Origin of the sequence: Paenibacillus lupini, assembly GCF_011761355.1 — a bacterium.
Classification (GTDB): domain Bacteria; phylum Bacillota; class Bacilli; order Paenibacillales; family Paenibacillaceae; genus Pristimantibacillus; species Pristimantibacillus lupini.
Window position 1 is genome coordinate 69,015 of the sequence record NZ_JAASRW010000003.1, and the last position, 21,177, is coordinate 90,191.

The 21,177-nt window shown below is 48.8% G+C and carries 19 protein-coding genes; 10 read left to right on the top strand and 9 right to left on the bottom strand.

Annotated features, from left to right (window positions below):
• The first annotated feature begins 144 nt into the window (after positions 1-144).
• From FHS17_RS09955 to FHS17_RS09965, 3 genes are read left to right on the top strand one after another with little or no spacing between them, the layout of a single operon-like run.
• Complete coding sequence (locus FHS17_RS09955; protein ID WP_167278272.1) at positions 145-1,269, top strand: hypothetical protein; 1,125 nt, start codon at positions 145-147, stop codon at positions 1,267-1,269.
• Positions 1,241-1,825 carry a signal peptidase I SipW gene (gene sipW / locus FHS17_RS09960; protein ID WP_167278273.1) on the top strand — a complete coding sequence of 195 codons (585 nt, stop codon included), beginning with the start codon at positions 1,241-1,243 and terminating at the stop codon, positions 1,823-1,825. Before FHS17_RS09955 ends, sipW begins: the two co-directional genes overlap by 29 nt.
• Positions 1,782-2,528: a TasA family protein gene (locus FHS17_RS09965; protein WP_243865286.1), complete on the top strand. Its 747-nt coding sequence runs from the start codon at positions 1,782-1,784 to the stop codon at positions 2,526-2,528. The genes sipW and FHS17_RS09965 overlap by 44 nt, the downstream gene beginning before the upstream one ends.
• A gap of 68 nt (positions 2,529-2,596) precedes the next feature.
• Here FHS17_RS09965 and FHS17_RS09970 read toward each other — a convergent pair whose 3' ends face one another.
• From FHS17_RS09970 to FHS17_RS10000, 7 genes are all read right to left on the bottom strand, one after another.
• Entirely contained in the window at positions 2,597-2,836 is a 240-nt protein-coding gene (locus FHS17_RS09970; protein WP_424992010.1) for a DUF6953 family protein, read from the bottom strand.
• A 346-nt stretch (positions 2,837-3,182) separates the two neighbouring features.
• Complete coding sequence (locus FHS17_RS09975) at positions 3,183-3,617, bottom strand: hypothetical protein (protein ID WP_167278275.1); 435 nt, start codon at positions 3,615-3,617, stop codon at positions 3,183-3,185.
• Between the two features lie 34 nt (positions 3,618-3,651).
• Positions 3,652-4,557 (bottom strand): ABC transporter ATP-binding protein, encoded by a 906-nt coding sequence (locus FHS17_RS09980; RefSeq protein ID WP_167278276.1) that lies wholly within the window; start codon positions 4,555-4,557, stop codon positions 3,652-3,654.
• A complete protein-coding gene (locus tag FHS17_RS09985) occupies positions 4,544-5,575 on the bottom strand; it encodes an ABC transporter ATP-binding protein (protein ID WP_167278277.1) in 1,032 nt (343 codons plus the stop codon). Before FHS17_RS09985 ends, FHS17_RS09980 begins: the two co-directional genes overlap by 14 nt.
• Before the next feature lie 42 nt (positions 5,576-5,617).
• A complete protein-coding gene (locus FHS17_RS09990) occupies positions 5,618-6,463 on the bottom strand; it encodes an ABC transporter permease (protein ID WP_167278278.1) in 846 nt (281 codons plus the stop codon).
• 4 nt (positions 6,464-6,467) lie between these two features.
• Positions 6,468-7,418, bottom strand: coding sequence for an ABC transporter permease (locus tag FHS17_RS09995; RefSeq protein WP_167278279.1), 951 nt, complete (start codon positions 7,416-7,418; stop codon positions 6,468-6,470).
• A gap of 108 nt (positions 7,419-7,526) precedes the next feature.
• A complete protein-coding gene (locus tag FHS17_RS10000; RefSeq protein WP_167278280.1) occupies positions 7,527-9,140 on the bottom strand; it encodes an ABC transporter substrate-binding protein in 1,614 nt (537 codons plus the stop codon).
• 467 nt (positions 9,141-9,607) lie between these two features.
• Between FHS17_RS10000 and FHS17_RS10005 the strand changes: the two genes are divergently transcribed.
• From FHS17_RS10005 to FHS17_RS10035, 7 genes are all read left to right on the top strand, one after another.
• Positions 9,608-10,477 (top strand): hypothetical protein, encoded by an 870-nt coding sequence (locus tag FHS17_RS10005; protein WP_167278281.1) that lies wholly within the window; start codon positions 9,608-9,610, stop codon positions 10,475-10,477.
• Positions 10,478-10,622: 145 nt separating this feature from the next.
• Positions 10,623-11,531, top strand: a complete 909-nt coding sequence (locus tag FHS17_RS10010) for an ArsR/SmtB family transcription factor (RefSeq protein WP_167278282.1) — start codon at positions 10,623-10,625, stop codon at positions 11,529-11,531.
• Positions 11,532-11,735: 204 nt separating this feature from the next.
• Positions 11,736-13,475, top strand: a complete 1,740-nt coding sequence (locus tag FHS17_RS10015; protein WP_167278283.1) for an ABC transporter substrate-binding protein — start codon at positions 11,736-11,738, stop codon at positions 13,473-13,475.
• A gap of 59 nt (positions 13,476-13,534) precedes the next feature.
• Entirely contained in the window at positions 13,535-14,488 is a 954-nt protein-coding gene (locus FHS17_RS10020) for an ABC transporter permease (protein ID WP_167278284.1), read from the top strand.
• A 36-nt stretch (positions 14,489-14,524) separates the two neighbouring features.
• The gene (opp4C, locus tag FHS17_RS10025) at positions 14,525-15,436 is read left to right on the top strand and encodes an oligopeptide ABC transporter permease (protein ID WP_415639901.1); all 912 of its coding nucleotides are present in this window, start codon (positions 14,525-14,527) and stop codon (positions 15,434-15,436) included.
• A gap of 13 nt (positions 15,437-15,449) precedes the next feature.
• Complete coding sequence (locus FHS17_RS10030; RefSeq protein WP_167278286.1) at positions 15,450-16,433, top strand: ABC transporter ATP-binding protein; 984 nt, start codon at positions 15,450-15,452, stop codon at positions 16,431-16,433.
• Positions 16,426-17,391 carry an ABC transporter ATP-binding protein gene (locus FHS17_RS10035; RefSeq protein ID WP_167278287.1) on the top strand — a complete coding sequence of 322 codons (966 nt, stop codon included), beginning with the start codon at positions 16,426-16,428 and terminating at the stop codon, positions 17,389-17,391. The genes FHS17_RS10030 and FHS17_RS10035 overlap by 8 nt, the downstream gene beginning before the upstream one ends.
• 380 nt (positions 17,392-17,771) lie before the next feature.
• Here the strand turns inward: FHS17_RS10035 and FHS17_RS10040 are convergent, their stop codons facing one another.
• Together FHS17_RS10040 and FHS17_RS10045 are read right to left on the bottom strand one after the other, a co-directional pair.
• Positions 17,772-19,283 carry a response regulator transcription factor gene (locus FHS17_RS10040; protein ID WP_167278288.1) on the bottom strand — a complete coding sequence of 504 codons (1,512 nt, stop codon included), beginning with the start codon at positions 19,281-19,283 and terminating at the stop codon, positions 17,772-17,774.
• Positions 19,280-21,061 (bottom strand): cache domain-containing sensor histidine kinase, encoded by a 1,782-nt coding sequence (locus tag FHS17_RS10045; protein ID WP_167278289.1) that lies wholly within the window; start codon positions 21,059-21,061, stop codon positions 19,280-19,282. Before FHS17_RS10045 ends, FHS17_RS10040 begins: the two co-directional genes overlap by 4 nt.
• Positions 21,062-21,177 lie beyond the last annotated feature (116 nt).

The following is a 21,177-nucleotide window of genomic DNA, read 5'->3' on the forward strand; positions in this document are numbered from 1 at the left end:
GGTTAAAAGTGACCCATTTGTTCTTAAAAGAGAATATTGGGCGTTATTTCCACCTTTTCAAATATGGGAGATATAGGATATATTGAGTATACAAAACGTTCTTAATAACGAACAAAAACGTTCTTAGTGAAGGCGGGTGTGCTCTTGCAGCGAAGATCAGACAGGTTTAAGCGAAGTAGGAAAGAGCGTATTCCGAAGATCCTTTTTGTAGTCATGAATACCCTCTCTATCGTGTTCCTGCTATTCATTATGACAGCGAGCCAAGTAGGTACGACCTTCGGGAATTTCACAGCAACAGCTGAGGTAACAGGAGAGATTGGGATCTGCTCGGTGTTTCCGGATCAAGTGGAGCAGCTGTTAGGACAAGCTGAACAGCATGTCCATGAAGGTGATGCGGAATATGCAGAAATATCGGGTTATACAGGATCACTGGATGAAACTGCTGGGGATTTGGATCTGTCAATGGTATCCGATGAGCAGTTAGGGACATTAGGTGATGGAATTAACTCGCAAATCAGCGGTATTGCAGGAAAGTTAAATCGTCTAGCCGAGCGTTCGAGCACGAACGTATCCGCATGGGAGGATGCACAAGGTGAGCTTCATTCCTCTTCGGTGGTCCTCACTGAACTTTCCGATTATATGTCGAGTGTCAGCTTGAGCTGTCTCACACCTAGAGATCCATCAGTATTGTCCAGCTTCCTTGCCTCGATGAATGGAAGCAGCATGGCTTCAGAGGCATTGGAGTCACGAGCTTGGGAAGTCTACGAAGCGTTATCCGGCAGCCCGGTATATACCGTCTCAGCAGAACCCATTGCAGGATCACATGCAGTCCTGTCGCCAGTATCACCCATTAGTGAAGAAGCCGAAGCCGGCTATGAAGCTGCACAAGCTTCTATTCATGATGCCAGCGCTTCTTATATACAGCAGCAAACAAGCTTACAGCAACAGCTTGCACAGGTAAATGCAGAAATAGCAGCAAGAGAGAAAGCAAAGGCGGAAGCCGAAGCTGAAGCAGCGGGTGAAGTAGATGTGCCGGAGAGCGAAGTTGTTCCGGGAGAAGAGCAGGCTGTAGATCAAGAGACAGGACAAGCTGTAGAAAAAAGTCCAAATGGAACGGCTGATCCTCAGAGCCATCCAGAAATCTCTGAACCAGATCAACAGCAGGTACCTGATGATACTCCAAGTCTAGAGATTGCAGAAGAAAGTCCATCAAACTCCAATGAACCAGGTGGTGTATCGAATGAAACTAATGAAATCAATCATGAGTAAGGCAGTAACGCTATTGCTGCTGGTCGTATTCCTTCTAGTTGCCTTCTCCGTGATTGTCTCCAAGGCATCAGGCGGAGAGCCTAAGCTGCTGGGTTACGAGATCAAGATTGTATTGTCTGGCTCCATGGAACCGGGCATCCATACAGGCTCCATCATTACGATCAAGCCGGGCGGGGATATGAACCGCTTTAATGTCGGCGATGTCGTTACTTATAAAGATAGTGAAAATCGCTTGATTACGCACAGAGTTGCAGCCGTTGATACGAAGGATGGACAAAAAGTGTATACGACCAAGGGTGACAATAACCCTACGGCCGACACAGCACCAGTACCGGCCAATCGTATCGTTGGGCAGTATTCCGGATTGACCATTCCTTATGTGGGATATGGGATGAACTTTGCCAACTCTAAGATTGGAGGCCTCATGCTCCTACTTGTTCCTGGCCTTCTCTTAATTCTCTACTCCATCATTAACATCTTGAAGGCGTTCGCTGAACTGGAGAAAAAGAAGAATGAACCAAGCACACCTAACCCGAATCCAGAAGCTTTATCGTAAACTGATTGTCCTTCTTGTGCCAGCGCACAAGGATAACAATATAAAAAACAAACCTCAAAATGAGGAAACCTTGGGAGGAAACAAAAAAATGGGAATCAAAGCTAAATTGGGTCTGAGTATGGCAACAGCAGCACTGGGTATTTCGTTGGTAGGCGGCGGTACGTTTGCATATTTCTCGGCTACTGAGAATACAACAGGTACATTCGCCGCAGGGTATATCGACTTGACTGCCAATCCAACGACGGTAATTAATGTAACTGACATTAAGCCAGGTGATTCTTGGACGAAATCATTCACCCTTAAAAATACCGGAACAGTTGATATCGCAAAAGTTCTTTTGCGCACAACTTATGAAGTTGGAGATTATGGCAGCAATAATACATTAGATCTTGGCAATTACATCAAAGTTGATTTCTTACGTAATACCACAAACGACTTGCCTGGAGAATATATCATTGAATCAATGACACTTAATCAATTGCAAGCTCTGACTAACTCACAAGATCCGGATGTTGTAAAAGATAAGCTTGGCTGGCTTACGGATTGGATTGACAATAGTGGATTGGATAAAATCAATAATGGCGAATCCAATGACTTCTCAGTACGATTCACATTCGTAAATGAGAACGGTGAGCAAAACCAATTCCAAAGAGATAGCCTTACTTTGCACTGGGACTTTGAGGCTCAAACAAAAAACCCATAATATTAAAAATTGGCGTCAATGACTATAGTCATTGACGCCAATTTTTATAGCTATAACTTACTTTCCAGCTATGTCCAAGCCCAAAAGAATCCGTCTCGATCCCAAGCGATACGGCCGCCATGCTGCTTGCGGAAGGCCTTCTTTACTTCTTTTTCGAGAGAGACGTTACCCTTTTCATTTACAAATACATATTGTTCTCCGAAGTGTTGTTTGACGTGCTCGATGGCTTCCTCTTGGCGAAGCATCCCCCGGAATTTAATCTCGTTAATCATCCATTCGGCAATTTGATTCTCTGTTGTTGTATCCACGTTTCGTGTGACCTCCATTTAGCTGCTAACTAGTTCCCGTTATTATACCATCATTGAGCGTTTTCTTTGCTATTTCGAGCTGACCTGTCTAAATCGTCTCTTTATCTGGAATAGTGAGGTTTTACACCTTATTCAAACGTCGCCCCTCACTAACAGTGAGTCTAGCCTCACTGTTGCCTCAAAAGTTACTCGAACACCATCGTTTACGGCGAAAAGCCTCACTAATTAGTATGGCTCCTTCACTCGGGAGGCGGAGGAAGCTGCGAGAGCTGGAGGGCAGGTTGGTGAAACTAAAAAATAAAAGAGCAGCTTTCTCGAAGGAGAAAGCTGCTCTCATCAACCCTATTTACCGCTGTATAGGTTCGATCCGGTACGAACCAGCCTTGCCGTTAATCGGCTCGATCGACCAGCCGAACGACAGCGCCATTTTAACGCGTTCCAGTTGTTCTGGTGTTAGCTGTGCCGTTACGGCTTCTTGTCCGGCTTCGAGCTCAAGCTGAGGCTCTTCGCCAAAGGCAACCCAGATCCAGCTGCGAATACCGCGCACGGTATTGTACTTAATCTGGTAGCCGTTACGTACCGCAGATTCGAACGTCTCCCGATCTTTCTGAGCAAAAGCAGCCAGATCGCTGTAGTTAAATTGGAAGATACTATCGTCCGTTGGGAGGTCAATTCCACCTGTTACTTTTGCAATAATCTCGTCGTTGGACCAGCCATGTCCCTTACGGAGCGACTCCACGAGTAATGCATCCCATTGCGACAGCTTCACGATATTCGTCATTAGGTTTCAGCCTCCCTTAGCTAGCTCGTATGCCTTACGGCAGTGCTACAAAATGCCCCGGACTTACTTCTCTCAGCACCGCAGCTTCTTCGGCTGCAGCATCCGGTGTATAAATAACCCGTTCGACCACTGCACGTGGATCCGGTACCGGAATCGCGGACAGCAGCGCTTTTGTATACGGATGAAGGGGATTCTCGTACAGCTCATCACTGTCCGCTACTTCCACAAGACGGCCGTGATACATCACGCCGATCCGATCCGAGATATGCCGAACCATGGACAGGTCATGTGCGATAAACAAATACGTCAGGCCAAATTCAGCCTGTAAATCTTCAAGCATGTTAACAACCTGTGCCTGTACGGATACGTCCAGCGCTGAGATTGGTTCATCACAGACAACAAAGTCGGGACGTACGGATAAAGCGCGGGCAATCGAGATCCGCTGGCGTTGACCACCGCTGAACTCATGAGGGAAACGGGTCAGATGCTCACGCTTCAGACCAACCTTTTCGAGTAATGCGCCAACGGCTTCTTTCCGCTCATCCATATTTTTATATAGACCGTGAATATTCATCGGCTCGCCGATCAGGTCCAGCACGCTCATGCCGGGGTTCAGCGAGGAATAGGGATCTTGGAAAATCGACTGGATACGCCGGCGGAACGGCTTTAGCTGTTTCTCACCAAGCTTAGCTAGATCATGTCCGTCGAACTTAACTGTTCCATCCGTGTAATCGTACAGACGCAGAATGCATCGGCCAACCGTTGATTTACCGCTGCCCGACTCGCCAACAAGACCAAATGTCTCGCCCTGGCGGATCTGGAAGCTGACACCGTCAACAGCCTTCAATACTTCCGAAGTACGGCCCCAAGCATCACGGCTCTTTACAAAATGTTTCTTAAGCTGCTGGACATCCACCAGCACTTTTTTATCCTCTGACATGTGCAGCGCTCCCTTCAAGCTCCGGATGGCGCGCGATTTCGGCTTGAACTTCAGCGTCGTTCAACCAGCAGAGGGCACGATGGCCTTCGCTGATTTCAAAATGCGGAGGAAGCTCCGCACATTTTGGCATCGCATGCGGACAACGCTCCATGAATGGGCAGCCCGAAGGTGGGTTAAGCAGATCCGGCGGAGTGCCTTCAATTGGTACAAGCCGCTCACGTGAACCGCCTTGGCGCTGCGGAACCGAACGAAGCAGGCCTTGGGTGTATGGATGCTTGGAACGATAGAAGATGTCTTCCACCGTACCTTCTTCCATGACCATGCCGCCGTACATGACGATGACGCGGCTGCATACTTGCGCGACAACACCAAGATCATGGGTGATCAGCGCAATGGATGCGCTGGTTTTATCTTTTAATTCCTTCAGCAGATCGAGGATCTGCGCTTGAATCGTTACATCTAGAGCGGTTGTTGGCTCATCGGCGATAAGCAGCTCCGGCTGGCAGGACAAGGCCATTGCGATCATGACGCGCTGACGCATACCGCCGCTGAATTCATGCGGATACTGCTGGACGCGCCGTTCAGGCTCGGTAATACCAACCTGCCGAAGCATCTCGACCGCTTCTTTTAAAGCGGCTTCCTTGCTAAGACCACGATGCCGTCGAATGACTTCGATCATCTGATGACCGATCTTTTTGACTGGATTAAGCGAGGTCATCGGATCCTGGAACACCATTGCGATCCGGTTGCCGCGGATCTGACGCCATTTGCGCTCGGATAAACCGCTCAGGTTCTCTCCGGCAAATGTAATATCTCCGCTGACAATTTGGCCTGGAGGCGGGATCATCGCCATGATAGCTTTGGCGGTAACGCTTTTGCCGCTGCCGGATTCACCAACGATGCCGATCGTTTCGCCTTGATCAATATGAAGGCTGACGCCGCGAACCGCTTTGTTTTCTCCGCTGCGGGTATGGAATGATACTTGTAGGTTATTGACGGTTAGCAGCCTGTCTGCCATCTAACGTTCACTCCTCTCGGACGCGCACGGGGCAAGAAATGATTAACGTTTGCCCAGCTTTGGCTCGAAGCCAACGCGCAGTATATCACCTAGAATATTAAAGCTGAGCACCGTCAACAGAATGAATAAACCTGGGAACAACGCAAGGTAAGGCGCTTGTGCAATATAGCCCTGCGCATTGTTCAGCATACTTCCCCAAGTTGCATTAGGAGCTTGTACCCCAAATCCGAGGAAGCTTAGAGATGATTCCATCATAATCGCGGATGCCACGTTGTTCGTAGCGCCAACGATAATGACCGGAACAAGGCTAGGGAAGATATGACGGAAAATAATACCCCAGTGATTCTGGCCGGAGGCTTTGGCATACAGCACGTACTCGCGCTCCAGAATCGTCATCGTTTCCGCTCGTATGATACGGGCCATGTTCATCCACATCAGGAGTCCGATAATGAGGACGATACTGGTCAGGTTCGGCTTCAGGAACACGCTGAGCAGGAGCATAACCAGGAACGATGGGATGGACAAAATGACTTCCAAAAAACGCATCAGCAGATTGTCGATCCAACCGCCGAAGTAGCCGCTGACAACGCCAACGATCACGCCGATTGAAGTCGCCAGAATCATAGCCGAGAAACCAACCATGAGGGATACTCGTCCGCCGTACAACGCACGGGCGAAGTAGTCACGGCCATAGTCATCTGTGCCGAACCAATGCTCGGCGCTTGGCGACTTCAGTCGCTGCAAGGCGTCCAGAGCATTCGGATCATGAGAGGAGAGGAAAGCAAAGACCGCTCCTAGTATAAAAATAACGAGAATCGCGATAGACACGATCCCCATTTTGCTGCGTACGAGCTCGAGGCCCGCATTTCGCCATTTGGTCCGATTCATGAGCTCACCTCGTTGATTTGATTCTCGGATCGGCGAATCCGTATAAAATATCCGCAAGCAAGTTGCCGATGATCAGGAACAAGGCGGAGAAGAGTGTAATACCCATAATAACGGGATAATCCATCCCTTTTACAGCTGTCATGCCAAGCGAGCCAATGCCCGGCCAGGAAAAGACCGTTTCCGTCACAATCGCGCCGGTAACAAGGTCCGCCATCGACATCCCAAGCAGTGTAATAACCGGCAGCAGGACATGCTTCATCACATGCCGGAACAACACTTGCCGGCGAGTTGCGCCAAAGGCGTATTGAATCTGAACGTAGTCTTCCTTCAACTGGCCAATCGTGCTGGAACGGATGTACCGTACATAGACCGACAAGAAGCCAAAGGCGAGAACTGTACAAGGCAGAATGCCATGCTTAATGACATCCCAAGCAGAGTGGACACCAATCGTCCGCATACCCATAATCGGGAGCCAGTGCAGTTCAATTGCGAATAAATAGATAAGTAAAATAGCGAGATAGAACAGCGGTACCGAAATGCCGACGTAAGAGATCATGTTAATCAGCTTATCCTGCCAGCGGTCACGGTTCGCACCGGCTGTGAGGCCAAGCGGAATAGCTAACAGAACAGCAAGGACAAGGGCGCAGCCCATCAGTCCTGCCGTTGCCGGCAAACGGTCTAGAATTTGGTCCATAACAGGCTGATGATTCACAAGCGAATAACCAAGGTTGCCTTGGAACAGCTCTTTGATCCATAACAAATATTGCATATAAGCAGGCTTATCGAGCCCTAAGTTATGACGAATACGTTCAATGTCTTCGGGATGCATATTAGGCGTCACGAAGGAAAGAACAGGATCCCCGGGAGCCAGCTTAATTAAGGCAAAGCAGGCGATCGAGACGAAGAGCAGCAATGGAATCGTCTGCAGTAAGCGTCTAGCGATGAGTTGTCTCATACGATTGTCTCCTATGCTGTTTACGGCAAAAAATAACTGAGAAAACTCAGCTATTTTTTGCCTGTATCAATATTCACTTTAATTTTAAAGCAGAGAGCAGAGGTTTTCTTATTTCATGTACAGCTTGGACGGATCTTCGAAAATAACGACTGGTTTCAGAACCGCTTGATCGAGGCCGCCGTAACGTTTGTCGATAGCTACGATTGTTTTTGTGTAGCCTACAGGGTATACAACAGCATCATCAGCGATGATTTGCTGCAGCTTTTGGTAAGCCTCGCCGCGTTTAGTTGCATCTGCTTCACCAGCACCTTGGTTGAACAGTGTATCTACTTCTGGGTTCGAGTAACGAGCGTAGTTGGAATTGGAACCGCTTGTGAACAGAATGCGGTAAGCATCCGGGTCGTAACCCATGATGTAGCCTGCATAGGTCAGTTCATAATCTTTGGATTTCAGGTCCGTAAATTTCTGACCGTAAGCCGAAGCGTCCATGCTTTGCAGTTCAACCGTGATACCAACAGCTTTCAGCTTTTGCTGAATGTACAGGGCAGCTGCTTCTTGTGCTTTGTTGCCGCTGGATACGATGAAACGAAGCTTCAGGTTGCTTTCGCCAGCGGAAGCCAGCAGTTCTTTTGCTTTATCTACATCATTATCGTAAGAAGTAACGTCGTTCGTGTGGAACAGGCCGTCCGGTGTTACGAACGATTTGGCTTGGTCGGCATAGTCGCTCGAGCCATATACCGTTTGGATCAGCTCTTCACGATTCAGGGCGTAAGAGATCGCTTGACGAACTTCTTTTTTCTTCATAGCGCCAGTGTCGCTGTCTTCATTAAAGAGCAGGTAAGCAAGGCGGCCTTCGCTGTAAGCTTGAATATCGAAGTTGCCAGTGCTTTCGATTGTCGATACGTCTTGCGGATCAAGGTATTTCACATTGATTTCGCCATTTTGAAGAGCCAGGTTCGCTGCGTTCGCATCTTTTGCTACACGGTAAGTGATCGAATCCAGATGCGGTTTGCCTGCGAAGTAGTTATCGAAACGCTCAAGCGTTACATACTCGCCTGTTTTGTATTCTTTGAATTTGAAGGCACCAGAACCTACTGGTGTGTTGTTCTTTGTGCTTTTCTCAATATTCGCTTCGCCTTCGAAAATATGCTTAGGAATCGGAGTCAATTGCACAAGTGTTGCTTCGAATGCCGGGTTAACTTGCGGCAGTTGAAATTCAACTGTTGTATCGTCAACTTTCACTGCTTTGACCGGCTTACCGCCGATGATCAGGTTCTCACGGAAGAAGCTGTTTTGCTTCTCGTCAAGAATCGAATCGAAAGTGAAGACAACGTCGTCTGCTGTGAGCGGCTGGCCATCATGCCAAGTAAGACCACTTTTCAGCTTCAAAGTATAAGTCAGGTTGTCAGCCGAAGGCTCAAGGCTGTCAGCCAGGTAGAATGTTTTCTCACCGTTGTTCACTTGGAACAGTGGAGCGTAAAGGGCTTGGTCAATTGTCAGGCTGACACGGTCGCCTGCATAGATTGGGTTAAGAATGACAGGGTCGGCTTGTACACCAAGGATCAAGCTGCCACCGTCTTTTGGTTGATCGGCTGCTGCCGTATTCGAAGGCGATGCTTCGGAGTTGTTGCCTGCATTATTGCCATTGTTGTTACCACTGCAAGCACTGATTACTACTGCTAGAATAATGAGGGTAAGTAAAGCGGGAATGCTTTTGCGCATGATTCCATCCTCCAGTTTTGTCTGAGCTGTTCTGATGAAATTTATATTACATCGGATTACTCGGAATTACAACCTTTTAATTTCCACAACTGAAATTTTCAAAATCAAAAATTTTGTTTGGCGCTAAATCCTTCCTTTAACCGCGGTCGCTCATCGTGAATAAGCTTCGATAGAGGATTTATTATATTTCTCTCATTATGCTCCAAAATAGTAGTGCTGTCGATGCAAGGAACCCCCTCTTATGGCGGGATATTACAAGGTTTCCCTTATCTTGGGGGATGTTATTCATAAAATTAATGTAACCTTTACAGGAGAGAATTCGTTTGTAATGGTGAGCAGTGCTTACGAAGTAAGAATTGCGTTGCAATTCTTTAGCTAATGCTTACGAAGTAAGAATTGCGTTGCAATTCTTTAGCTGATGCTTACGAAGTAAGAATTGCGTTGCAATTCTTTATAGGAGGTAACAAATGAAAAACAAGAACATCACGACAAAATGGACTATTCTGCTTAGCAGTACTGTCCTGGCAGCTTTTCTACTGTCCGCTTGCAACGGTAACAACAATAACAATGCGGCTCCTACGACGAGTCCAACGGAATCGGCAACACCGGCGCCTACGGAATCACCAAATGCAGAAACCAAACAAGGTCATGGCGTGTTTGTCGGCTTGGCCGACTCCCATACGGTTGAAATTACAGTGGATGGCGAGGCAGCTGCCTACCAGCTTGGAGAGGGAACAGAGGAAGCGGCAAACGCTCTGAAGGAAGGCGATGCCGTAACGTTCGAGTACACGGAGGCTGCGATTGAAGGTGATGCAACAGTCAAAGTGCTCACCATTACGAAGATCGAGAAGGCGGCAGGAGATACGCCAGCCAAGGATCTCCCAGCTACGAAGGACTTCAAATTCCAGCTGGAAGGCAATGAAGAGACCCGTACCGGCACGCTGGCGAAAGGCGAAGGTTATGCGCTGTATATCTTCGAGCAGTTCAAATTCGATGCGGCTGCGAACAAGCTGATCATGAATGTCGACAACAACTATTATGTAGAGATCAGCAAGCTGCCGGAAGGCTTCAAGCTGGACGATATTAAGGCAGATGCGGAGAAAGAGCTTGCAGCTACAGGTGATGTGCAGACGATTGATCCGAAGGACTCAAGCTCCATGATTGGCGACTTCGACCTGATGCTCAAAGCCGCGGGCGATAAACTGACGAAGGAAGTCATCGTGAAGACGGTTGACGGCGCGAGCTTCCTGTTCAAAGTGAATCAGCCGGTAGGCGAGCCAACGGAAGGCTTCTCTCCGCTGGCATCTGCATCGATGGGTTCCATTGTTAGCCAATAATTAGAATCTACTATTATAAAAGAGCAGCATCCGGGGAGCATTATGCTCCTTGGGTGCTGCTCTTCATGTTGCAATCGTATTCATTTCCGTGTAGAATACGCCCAAGTCAAGGTATTTCGACCTAGAAGGCGAAGGGTGGGTGTGGATGGATTACCATATAGACATCGAATTTAAACCGCTGAACGAAGCGATCAGTAGTTTGCATACCTATATTTGCCGAAAATCACATAAGAAGCTCGATCTTTCACCTAGCTGGGCACAGGAAACCCGCATCAAGCTGACTCCGGATTTGGCGGAATGGCTGGATCAACTATCTATTGATCAGGAATGGAAATATGCGTTTCTGCTTGTTCATTTGTGTCCGGAAACGGATGTTCCGGCCTTTGTGAATTGGCTGTCCAAGCAGGGTATGGGCGAACTGTATGAAAGGATGTCTCCGTACAGCAGCAACTTCCCGGTAGATATGAGCGCATTCAAAGAGAAGATCCTCAAGCTGTTCACCATGTGGCAGGAGCAATATTTCGAGCATATCAGCCCGCGAATATTGAGCAGCCTGGAGGAGGTTGCAGCGGAGAGAAAGAACGCCAAGTCAGCCACGCCAGCCTGGCAATTCATAGATGAGACGACAAACGGACTTATTTTTGAGCCTATAGCGAGTTTAAGTAAGCTTGTGATGATTCCGCAGTATCACTTTCAGCCCATTAATGTGATATCGCACTTTAATCAGCTAACGCTTTGCTACTACTCAGCGAGAGTGGACCTTAGCGAAGGGGATTTTTTATCCGCCCATGATTATCGCATCTTAAGAAGCTTGGGGGAGAAGAGCAGACTGAAGATCCTGCGTTATCTGCATCAAGGCCCAAGAACCTTTATAGAGATTCACCGCCATTTAAAGCTGTCTAAAGGAATTACGCATGATCATATTACGAAGCTTCGGAGCGCGGGACTGATTCATGCCCATTTTGAAGGGGAGAACTTGACGGTTTACAGCTTGCGTGCCGGAACGCTTGATCGTTTGCAGCATGCCATTATGGATTATATAACCGGAAAATAGCAACATTGAAAATGCCGCTTGCCCCAATTAGGGGAAAGCGGCATTTTTGTTATTCCCTTTATTTCTCTGAAAAAAGAAATATTTTTTAGTTCTCTCTTTACAGAACTGTATCTAGTTTCTATAATAGGGACTAAAGATTCCAATTCATAGTCATTTAATCGGAATTAATCGGATATCAGTATTGTACATTATGGGAGGGTATTTATGAAGAAGTTAACTTTAGCCACAACATCGGTTGTGCTTGCCGGCACCTTGTTCCTTGCTGCTTGCTCTAATAATGGCAATGAGGCGCCCGCGAATTCACCGACATCCGGCAATACCAATGTTCAAGCCGGCAGCGGCAATAACTCCGGCTCTGCTTCGCAAGGATTAACGGACACGATTCTAGCCAGCGACATCAGCAAATTGCCTGATCAAGCAAAAAAGCGGACGGATATGATTATTGTCGGACTCACCGACCCAAGCGGTGCATTTACTCCTTATTTCCAGCAAAGCGGTTATGACGGCAACGTCTCTTCGCTTCTCTATACCCCGCTTGTAACCGTGGATGACGAGGGCGTTCCTCAGCCAGGACTGGCGGAGAAATGGGAAGTATCGCCTGACAGCTTGACCTATACGTTCCACCTGCGCAAGGATCTGAAATTCAGCGACGGCTCTCCGCTTACAAGCGAGGATGTAGCGTTCACGTGGACGATCCTGAATGACAAGTCGTATGACGGTGATTCGCAGGTCAATACGCTGGGTGTTAAAGGAAGCGCGGCTTACAAAGACGGAAGCGCGACCTCTATTGAGGGAATCAAGGTGACAGATCCGCAGACTATCTCCGTCACTTTGGATAAGCCCAATGCGGCTGCCCTGGTGCTGCTTGGTTCCGATGTTCTGTCCAAGGCTTACTACGGCAAGGACTACAAGCAAGGCAATCTGGATTATATGAAGCAGCTTAGCTCGAAGCCGCTTGGCACCGGCCCGTACAAGCTGGAAAAATTCATTCCTGGCCAAGAGGTTCGTTTTACGGCTAATGAGAACTACTACGGCGAGAAGCCGAAAACCAAAAACTTCATCTATAAAACATCCGAAGGCGATACGTGGCAATACCTGGAGACAGGTGAAGTTGACTATGCCTCATTCAGCGCCACTACCGAAAATATAGACAAGCTGAAGTCGCTCGGCTTCGTTAATATCGTTCCATATACGCCAAGCACTTACAGCTACCTGCAGCTAAACTTTGAGCACAAGGCGCTTCAGGACAAGAAGGTGCGTCAAGCTCTAACCTACGGTCTTGACCGCCAAAGCATCTACGTCGATGCCAACCAGGGAGCAGGCGTTGTGGCTAATATTCCATCTTCGCCAATCTCTTGGGCTTATACGGAAGATAACATTAACCCTTACAAATTCGACACGGAAAAAGCGAAGTCGCTTCTCGATGAAGCCGGTTGGACCGTTGGAGCAGGCGGCATTCGCGAGAAAGACGGCGAGAAGCTGAAAATCCATTATCTTGGCACGAAGAGCAAGAACACGGATATTTTCATCGCGGTTGCCAAAGAAAACTTGTCCGCGCTTGGCGTAGAGTTTGAGCCTGAAGTATTTGCCGATTTCAACTCGCTGGTCTCCAAGGTAGAAGGCGGAGACTACGACATGGTTTCTTTCTCGACACCGCTTCTGACGGATCCTTCCGACGGTTTGTTGCAATTCGTAGACGGCGAGATTAAAGGCTATGATAATCCGAAGTTCAAGGAGCTGTACGAGAAAGGGCTTGCTACAACCGACATGGAAGAACGCAAGGCGATTTACAAAGAAATCTTCCAGCTTCTTAACGATGATCTGCCGGTTATCTTTACCAACTACAAGAAAAGTGTCTATGCTTATAACGCAAGAATTGAGAACCTGTCCCTCAGCCCATTCTACGGACTGGCGTCAAGCCTGCCGAATTGGAACCTGAAGTAAAAATAATGTCCCCTGCCCGGAGCAAATCCGGGCAGGGGATGTGAGGTTAAGGAGCCGATATGAGCACTTATTTCGTGAAGAGATTTACCTACATGGCTATTATATTGCTCGCCGCTTCCTTTCTGATCTTTAGCTTGTACGCCTTGACGCCGGGTGATTTCATCACCGGCAATATTAAATTAACCCCGGAACGCAAGGCGGAGCTGCGGGAAATTTACGGGCTTAACAAGCCATTGATCGAGCGGTATCTCACTTGGATGAAGAATGCCATACATGGAGACTTCGGCTATTCGCTTGCCCAGCAGAAGCCGGTACTCACCTTGTTCAATCAATACATCTGGAACTCATTCCTTCTTGCGGCTATCTCCACCTTCTTTACCTGGCTTATTGCCGTCGTGATTGGGGTCATTGCGGCGTATAAACAATATTCCTGGTTTGATACGCTGGTGATGGTGCTTATTTTTGCCGCGATGTCTATCCCATCCTTCTTCATCGGGCTGTTCCTGATTAAGGTGCTTGCCGTTGATTTGAAATGGCTGCCTCCAGGAGGAATGATTACGACGGGCAGCAACGCCCAAGGATTTGCCTATGTGAAGGAAGTGATTCATCATATGACGCTTCCGGTAATTGTTATGACGCTGCTGGGCGTTGGTTCGCTGACGCGTTACTTCCGCAGCAACATGATTGACGTCATTAAACAGGACTATATACGAACTGCCCGGGCGAAAGGGTTGACGGAACGCAAGGTATTATTCACCCATGCGCTTCGCAATGCGTTGCTGCCTGCCATCACGCTGGTTGGCTTCGAGCTTCCGGCCTTGTTCGGAGGATCTCTTATTATTGAGAAGATTTTTAACTGGCCGGGTATCGGGCAGCTGTATATGCAGTCCTTCGGACTGCGCGATTATCCGCTGCTGATGGGCTTTACGATGTTTATCGCCGTGCTGACGGTAATCGGTACGCTTATGTCCGACATTCTGTATCATCTCGCGGATCCGCGCGTGAAGCTGTAGGAAGGGGGCTTATAGATGACGATTGCCAGTGGTGAAATGGCTCAGGGAGTAAAAGTCAATAAGAATCAATCGCATGTCCGTTCTTCGTTATGGCAGCAATCCTTCCGGAGACTTGTGCGCAACAAATTGGCGATAACGGGTTTTGCTGTTGTCATTATTATGTTTTTGTCTTGTTTTATCGGACCGTTCTTCTCGCCTTATGCCGATAACAAAATCAATATGGCGTTAATGAATCACGCTCCATATGCCAAGCACTGGCTTGGTACTGACACGCTTGGTAGGGATGTGCTGACCCGCGTGCTTCAGGCGGGGAGAATCTCGCTTACGGTCGGACTCGCTTCGATGGTATTGTCCGTCTTCATCGGTACTTTACTTGGCATTATTGCCGGTTATTATCGCGGTGTTGTCGACCAGCTCATTATGAGGCTGGCGGACTTGCTGCTGACGATACCAAGCCTTCCGCTCCTGTTCATTATCGGTGCGCTGCTATCGGAGTGGAAAGTGCCGCCGGACTACCGGATGTATATCGTAATGCTGATGCTTAGCATCGTCAGTTGGCCGGGATTAGCCCGGATGATTAGGGGGCAGATGTTGTCCTTGCGAGAGCGGGAGTTCATGCAGGCGACGATCGTACTTGGCCTCAGCGATAGACGCAAGCTGTTCCGGCATCTGCTTCCGAATCTTGTGCCGCTTATTATCGTTATTGCAACGCTGAATATCGGCGGCGCGATATTGAGCGAATCGGTGCTTAGCTTCTTCGGATTGGGCGTTATGCCTCCGACGCCGACATGGGGGAATATGATTGATGCCGCGAATAACATGATTGATTTCCAGGAGCGGCCATGGCTGTGGATTCCGCCGGGCTTGTCCATTTTTGCGACTGTCATTGCCATCAATATATTTGGCGACGGCCTGCGCGATGTGCTGGATCCGAAACAGAAAAGGTAGGTGAGCTTCTATCATGAAGGATTTGCTAACAATTGATCATCTCCAGACCTTCTTCAAGACGGAAGCCGGAACTGTCCGTGCCGTGGACGATGTCAGCCTGCGGATCAAGCCGGGTGAAACGGTCTGTATCGTAGGGGAATCCGGCAGCGGAAAAAGCATCACTGCCATGTCGGTAATGGGGCTTATAGGAAATGCGGGCGGCAAGGTAGAGGGCGGCAGTATCCAGTTTCAGGACCGCGATCTGCTCAAGCTGTCCCGTAATGAGCTTCGTACGATACGCGGTCATGAAATCGCGATGATCTTCCAAGAGCCGATGTCTTCGCTTAATCCCGTTCTGAAGATCGGCGAGCAAGTGATTGAACCGCTGATGGAACATCTGAAGCTGAGCAGGAAGGCGGCGCGCAAGCGTGCAATTGAGCTGATTAAGCAAGTGGGCATTTCCAGGGCGGAACAGATTGTCGATGCGTATCCGCATGAATTAAGCGGCGGCATGCTGCAGCGGGTTATGATCGCAATGGCCATCTCCTGCGGGCCTAAGCTGCTTATTGCCGACGAACCAACTACAGCGCTCGACGTGACCATCCAAGCGCAAATTCTCGATCTGCTTCGCAGCCTGAAGGAAGAGAGCGGGATGTCGATTCTGCTCATTACCCATGATCTTGGCGTAGTGGCGGAAATGGCTGATTATGTAGCCGTCATGTACGCCGGCAAAATCGTGGAGCAGGGGGAAGTGGAGGCGATCTTTGCGAATCCGAAGCATCCTTATACAAAGGGACTGCTGCGTTCGAAGCCGATCATGAATCAACTGCAGGATGAGCTTTATTCCATTCCCGGACAAGTACCGAATCCGCTTGAACTCACGGAATCGTGCTACTTCCATGACCGTTGCGAGCAATGTATGGCCATCTGCCGGACCAAGCAGCCCGAGCTCACCACGGTAGGCGATCTGCAGCAAGCGGCTTGCTGGCTGTATGAGGAGGAGAAACGGTATGCCTGAAGCGTTGCTGGAAGTGCGCAATCTGAAAAAATATTTCCCCATCCAGTCGGGACTTCTGAATCGGACGGTTGGTCATGTGAAGGCCGTTGATGACCTCAGCTTCACGATCCGCAAAGGCGAAACCTTTGGTCTTGTGGGCGAGTCGGGCAGCGGCAAAAGCACCGTCGGCCGTTCGATTGCCCGCTTGACCGAGAAGACGTCCGGCGACGTTCTGTTCAAGGGAACGGATATCTATTCGCTTCCGAAGGATGAGCTTCGGCAATTGCGGCCGGCTCTGCAGCTGATTTTCCAGGATCCATACAGCTCTTTGAATCCGCGGGTGCGTGTGGGCGATGCGATAGGCGAGGCACTGCTTGATCATCAATTGGCCAGCAAGTCGGAGATTCGCAGCAAGGTGCTGGAGGTGCTGGAGCTATGCGGTTTGTCTGACTATCATATTGACCGTCTTCCGCATGAATTCTCGGGCGGCCAGCGTCAGCGGATTGGCATAGCACGGGCGCTTGCGCTTAATCCCGAGCTTATCATTGCCGATGAGCCGGTGTCCGCGCTGGATGTATCAATCCAAGCACAGATCATCAATCTATTCCGTAAGCTGCAGGAAACAAACGGGTTATCTTATTTGTTCATCTCTCATGATCTAAGCGTTGTGGAGCACCTGTGCAACCGGATCGGCGTTATGTATCTCGGCTCCATGGTGGAGACGGGTTCGAGGGAGGACTTGTTCCTGCGTCCGCAGCATCCTTATACGAAGGCACTGCTGTCAGCCGTTCCGATCCCGATTCCCAAGCTGAAGCGGGAACGAATTGTATTGAGCGGCGATATCCCAAGCCCGGCTAATCCGCCATCCGGCTGCAAGTTCCATACCCGCTGTCCCTATGCGACAGAACGCTGTAAGGAAGAGGTGCCGGCTCTTCGGACCATTGGCACCGATCATCTGGTTGCTTGCCATCTGGTTTAATAGAAAAGTATAAAAAGGACTCTCTCGACCGTTATTACCGTTGAGAGGGTCCTTTTCGTATATCGAAGAAGACAGTCAGTGAGCCTGAATCGCTCAAACGAAGCGTACCGCTGGCTACGTTGGATTTCGTCCAGCATAATTCTCGAAATAAGTCTTGGCAGCTCGAAACTCTGCGAAAATACTGGATAAATTCCAATCTAGTCAAGGGAAGCGGCCTATCCACGAGAAATGCACGGGATCAAATCCAACGTAGATGTGCGCCGTCGGAATCCCGAATTAGCATCACTTGATCCGAGGTAACTGAAAAGGCTTTATCTAAGCTCCGTTCCATTGCAGCAGCAGCCTCCTAGGGGCACGCTGCTCTTTACGCCTTTGCGCTCTTAATGATGCTGCCGGAATTCGCTCGGCGAGACTTGGAAGTGTTTTTTAAACACGCTCGAGAAATAGGTGGAGTCGTCGAACCCTACGGTCTGGCAGATCTCCGAGATCTTCATATCGGTATTGCGCAGCAGCACCTGTGCCTTCTGCAGCTTCAGCCTGGTGACGTAGCCGGTGAACGTCTCGCCGGTTTCTTTCTTGAACAATGTACTTAAGTAACTAGGGTTCAGATGGATACATTCGGCTACCTGCTTGATCGACAGGTCGTTGTCTAAATAATGCTCTTCAATATAGTCAATCGCTTGCTGGATACTGTTCACGTATGGGTTAGCCTGCTGCTTCCACCGCTCGAGCCGGGCTGTAAAATCGCGACAGGTATCCTTGAACCAGTTCCGCAACTCGCCGTTATTATGAAGCTGATCGATCATCTGCAGCAGCACCTCCACCGGTTTGCTTTGATGGGAGAACAGCCCGAGTACCTCGGAGATTTGATCGAGCGCAAGGGTATGGTTAATCACATTAAGCTTACCTTCAGTAAGATGAAGAATACCTACTTGCTGACCCACCTTCTCGAAATAATCCTGCAGCGCAAGATGGTCGCCGGAGATAATTAATGACATTACTTCATTTTTCACGGCTTCCACTGCTTGATGTTTGTTGCTCTTGCCCTCAGGCTGCGGAATTCCCGTTGGCAGTGTAAGATGCTCGCAGTAGTCCGTGTAAACAGACATTAATTGAGGGATATTCGAGCTTGTCCCAAGCAGAATACTATCGATCTCAATTCCGAGATACTCCCGAACGGCAATCGCTGCATTTTCACGCCAAGATTCGGTTGTGTGCTCAGAGGAGGACAGCGATAAGATAAACTGGTCTTCCTTCAGAATGAGCAGCTTGGCATCCGCATCCTCGCTCAAAGCCAGCTCCAAAATAATATTATAGATCCCGTATTGCAGTACATACAGATCGTCAGCCCGGTAGTTTTTCGCTGCAGGGAAGTAATCCGTTATCGTAATCAGCCACAACTGGCTGCTTTGGAACAGTTGAATGAAATGAGATGCCAGCTCCTGATTCCTCTGATACTTGAGCAAAATTGAACGGAGCAGATGCTCCTTGGTGGCCTGCTGCTCCTTGCGTTTCACTCTCAACCTCTTAAATGCACTGTCCAGAATACCCGAAATGTCTTCATCTGAGCAGGGCTTTAACAAGAAGTCCATCGCACCGTACCGAATAGCAGATTGCGCATATTGAAAGTCTTGAAAGCCAGTGATGATAATGAACAGAATATCGAGGTTATGCCTGTGAATACGCTCCGCCAGCTCAATTCCGTTCATAACCGGCATATGAATATCCATCAGAATAAGGTCAGGCTTTAGCTCCACGGCTTTATTCCAGCCTTCTTCTCCGGTCTCCGCTTCCCCAATCACGGTCCAGTTCGCCATACTTTGGCTGATAAAAAACTTCAGTCCCTCACGAAAATTAGGCTGATCCTCGACAATTAAGACGGTTCCCTTCATACGAATCCCCCCTTACTACTGATCGGTAAAATGTAACTAACAGTTGTTCCGCTATCCACCTCACTTACGAACTGAAGGCCGTAAGGTGCCCCGTACACAAGCAGGATCCGCCGCACCGCGTTATGAATGCCCAAATGATTGCCATGAACGTCCCGTTCACTGGCCGCTAATTTGCGCAGCATCTCGGGTTCAATACCTCTGCCGTTATCCGTTATATCTACTCTCAGATGAGCCTGCTCCTGATAAGCATGGATTCGCAGCAGCTTCTTGTCCGCTTTTGTTTTATTGGCAAAGGCGTGGACAAAGACATTCTCGACCGCTGGCTGTAGAACCAGTCTTTGAATCTCCGTCGACAGCAGATGCTCGTCCGTCTGAATATCCAGCTCCAGCTCGGGATGGAACAGCTCCATCTGAATCTTAATATAGCTCCGAAGCTGCTCAAGCTCCTCCCGTAATGTGCTTGTCTGCTCGATAGGCTTCAAGGAATATTGCAGGATTTTGGACAGCGACTGGATGATGCCAGCTGTGTCCTTCACATTCTGGAGATATAGCTTCCAGTAGATTTCGTTCAATATATTATATAGAAAATGCGGATTCAACTGCGCCTGAATCGCCCTCAGCTCGGCTTCCTTCTCCCGCAGCTGCTTCAGCAGCACCTCATCAATCAGCTTCTGAATATGGTCGGCCATATCGTTAAACGACTCTCCGAGAAAGGCAAGTTCATCCTTGGAGCGAACTTCAACGCGGGCGTTCATGTGACCTGAACGGAGCCGCCTCATCCCGGACACCAGATTGCCCAGAGGACGAAGTAACCTGGTACTGGTGAGCGTCAGAAGCAGACTAGTCAGCAGAATACTGAACAGGCCGGATATGGCGATCGTCTTCAATATATCTGCGTTCCGCTTGTCCAGCGCATCGAGCCCTAAGCCGCTGATCAGCTTGAAGATACCGGAATCGGAAATGTTTTTCACAAACAGATAGTTGCCTTGATCGGTAGCTTGAACAACAGAAACCTGCTCATCCACGTCGTGTTGCAGCGGAATGGCTTCGGGCTTTGGCTCGGCCTCAGTATCATCCTGATTCTGCTCGCTAAACAAAAGGCGGTCCTTTCGGTCAAGCAGATAGACAATGCTGTCATCTTGTCCAATATCGTCGATCACCTCGGAGAAAAAACCTTCGTCCAGCACCAACACTAGTGTCCCGTACGTTTGCTGGAAGGTACTTTTCATTTGGCGTGCCGCTATAATCATGTTCCTGTAACCGCTTGGATCCGCTGTGCTCGGAAGCTTCAACCTGAACCAGGTCAACGCCCCGTTCGTCCCAGCCAGCTCTTGATTAATGAGGCTGCGAGTAGGCTGATCCAGCATCGACACAGCTCCGAAATTCGCATTATAATAGCTTTCGCCGCGCAGATTGTAGATGAACATCGCACGGACATGGGGTGCATCCAGCTTGGCCTGCGAGACCATTTCATACATAAGCTGAAGCTGTTCGACTTTATCTTCGTTTTTCAAGGAATTCGTCAGGATGGACACAACGGTAGGATGGAAGACGATAGACTGCGAGACGCGCTCCACCTCGCGAATATTCTGATTGATTCGCTGAAGCGCCTGCTTGTTATTTTGCAGAAATTGGCTTCGGATTTCCTCTCGGAACATCTTCTGATTGGACCGGTATACGATAATTCCGGTAATAGAGGAAGTGAGAATAACGATGAGCGACAAACTGAGAATAAGCTTTACGACAAGACTTCGGGTTTGGAAAGGTAAGTTGAACATAGATGTCGTCCTCCGTTAACACAAGATCTAATTTAAACAAAGGTTCCTCTAATTAAAGTTAAAGAAGTGCATTTTGTAAACGGATACACTAGTTACAGGTCAAAGGTTAACAGAAA

Coding starts and splice junctions, on each gene's coding strand:
- sipW (WP_167278273.1), top strand. CDS start 1,241: ATGAAACTAATGAAATCAATCATGAGTAAGGCAGTAACGCTATTGCTG.
- FHS17_RS09965 (WP_243865286.1), top strand. CDS start 1,782: ATGAACCAAGCACACCTAACCCGAATCCAGAAGCTTTATCGTAAACTG.
- FHS17_RS09975 (WP_167278275.1), bottom strand. CDS start 3,617: ATGACGAATATCGTGAAGCTGTCGCAATGGGATGCATTACTCGTGGAG.
- FHS17_RS09980 (WP_167278276.1), bottom strand. CDS start 4,557: ATGTCAGAGGATAAAAAAGTGCTGGTGGATGTCCAGCAGCTTAAGAAA.
- FHS17_RS09985 (WP_167278277.1), bottom strand. CDS start 5,575: ATGGCAGACAGGCTGCTAACCGTCAATAACCTACAAGTATCATTCCAT.
- FHS17_RS09990 (WP_167278278.1), bottom strand. CDS start 6,463: ATGAATCGGACCAAATGGCGAAATGCGGGCCTCGAGCTCGTACGCAGC.
- FHS17_RS09995 (WP_167278279.1), bottom strand. CDS start 7,418: ATGAGACAACTCATCGCTAGACGCTTACTGCAGACGATTCCATTGCTG.
- FHS17_RS10000 (WP_167278280.1), bottom strand. CDS start 9,140: ATGCGCAAAAGCATTCCCGCTTTACTTACCCTCATTATTCTAGCAGTA.
- FHS17_RS10005 (WP_167278281.1), top strand. CDS start 9,608: ATGAAAAACAAGAACATCACGACAAAATGGACTATTCTGCTTAGCAGT.
- FHS17_RS10010 (WP_167278282.1), top strand. CDS start 10,623: ATGGATTACCATATAGACATCGAATTTAAACCGCTGAACGAAGCGATC.
- FHS17_RS10015 (WP_167278283.1), top strand. CDS start 11,736: ATGAAGAAGTTAACTTTAGCCACAACATCGGTTGTGCTTGCCGGCACC.
- FHS17_RS10020 (WP_167278284.1), top strand. CDS start 13,535: ATGAGCACTTATTTCGTGAAGAGATTTACCTACATGGCTATTATATTG.
- opp4C (WP_415639901.1), top strand. CDS start 14,525: ATGGCTCAGGGAGTAAAAGTCAATAAGAATCAATCGCATGTCCGTTCT.
- FHS17_RS10030 (WP_167278286.1), top strand. CDS start 15,450: ATGAAGGATTTGCTAACAATTGATCATCTCCAGACCTTCTTCAAGACG.
- FHS17_RS10035 (WP_167278287.1), top strand. CDS start 16,426: ATGCCTGAAGCGTTGCTGGAAGTGCGCAATCTGAAAAAATATTTCCCC.
- FHS17_RS10040 (WP_167278288.1), bottom strand. CDS start 19,283: ATGAAGGGAACCGTCTTAATTGTCGAGGATCAGCCTAATTTTCGTGAG.
- FHS17_RS10045 (WP_167278289.1), bottom strand. CDS start 21,061: ATGTTCAACTTACCTTTCCAAACCCGAAGTCTTGTCGTAAAGCTTATT.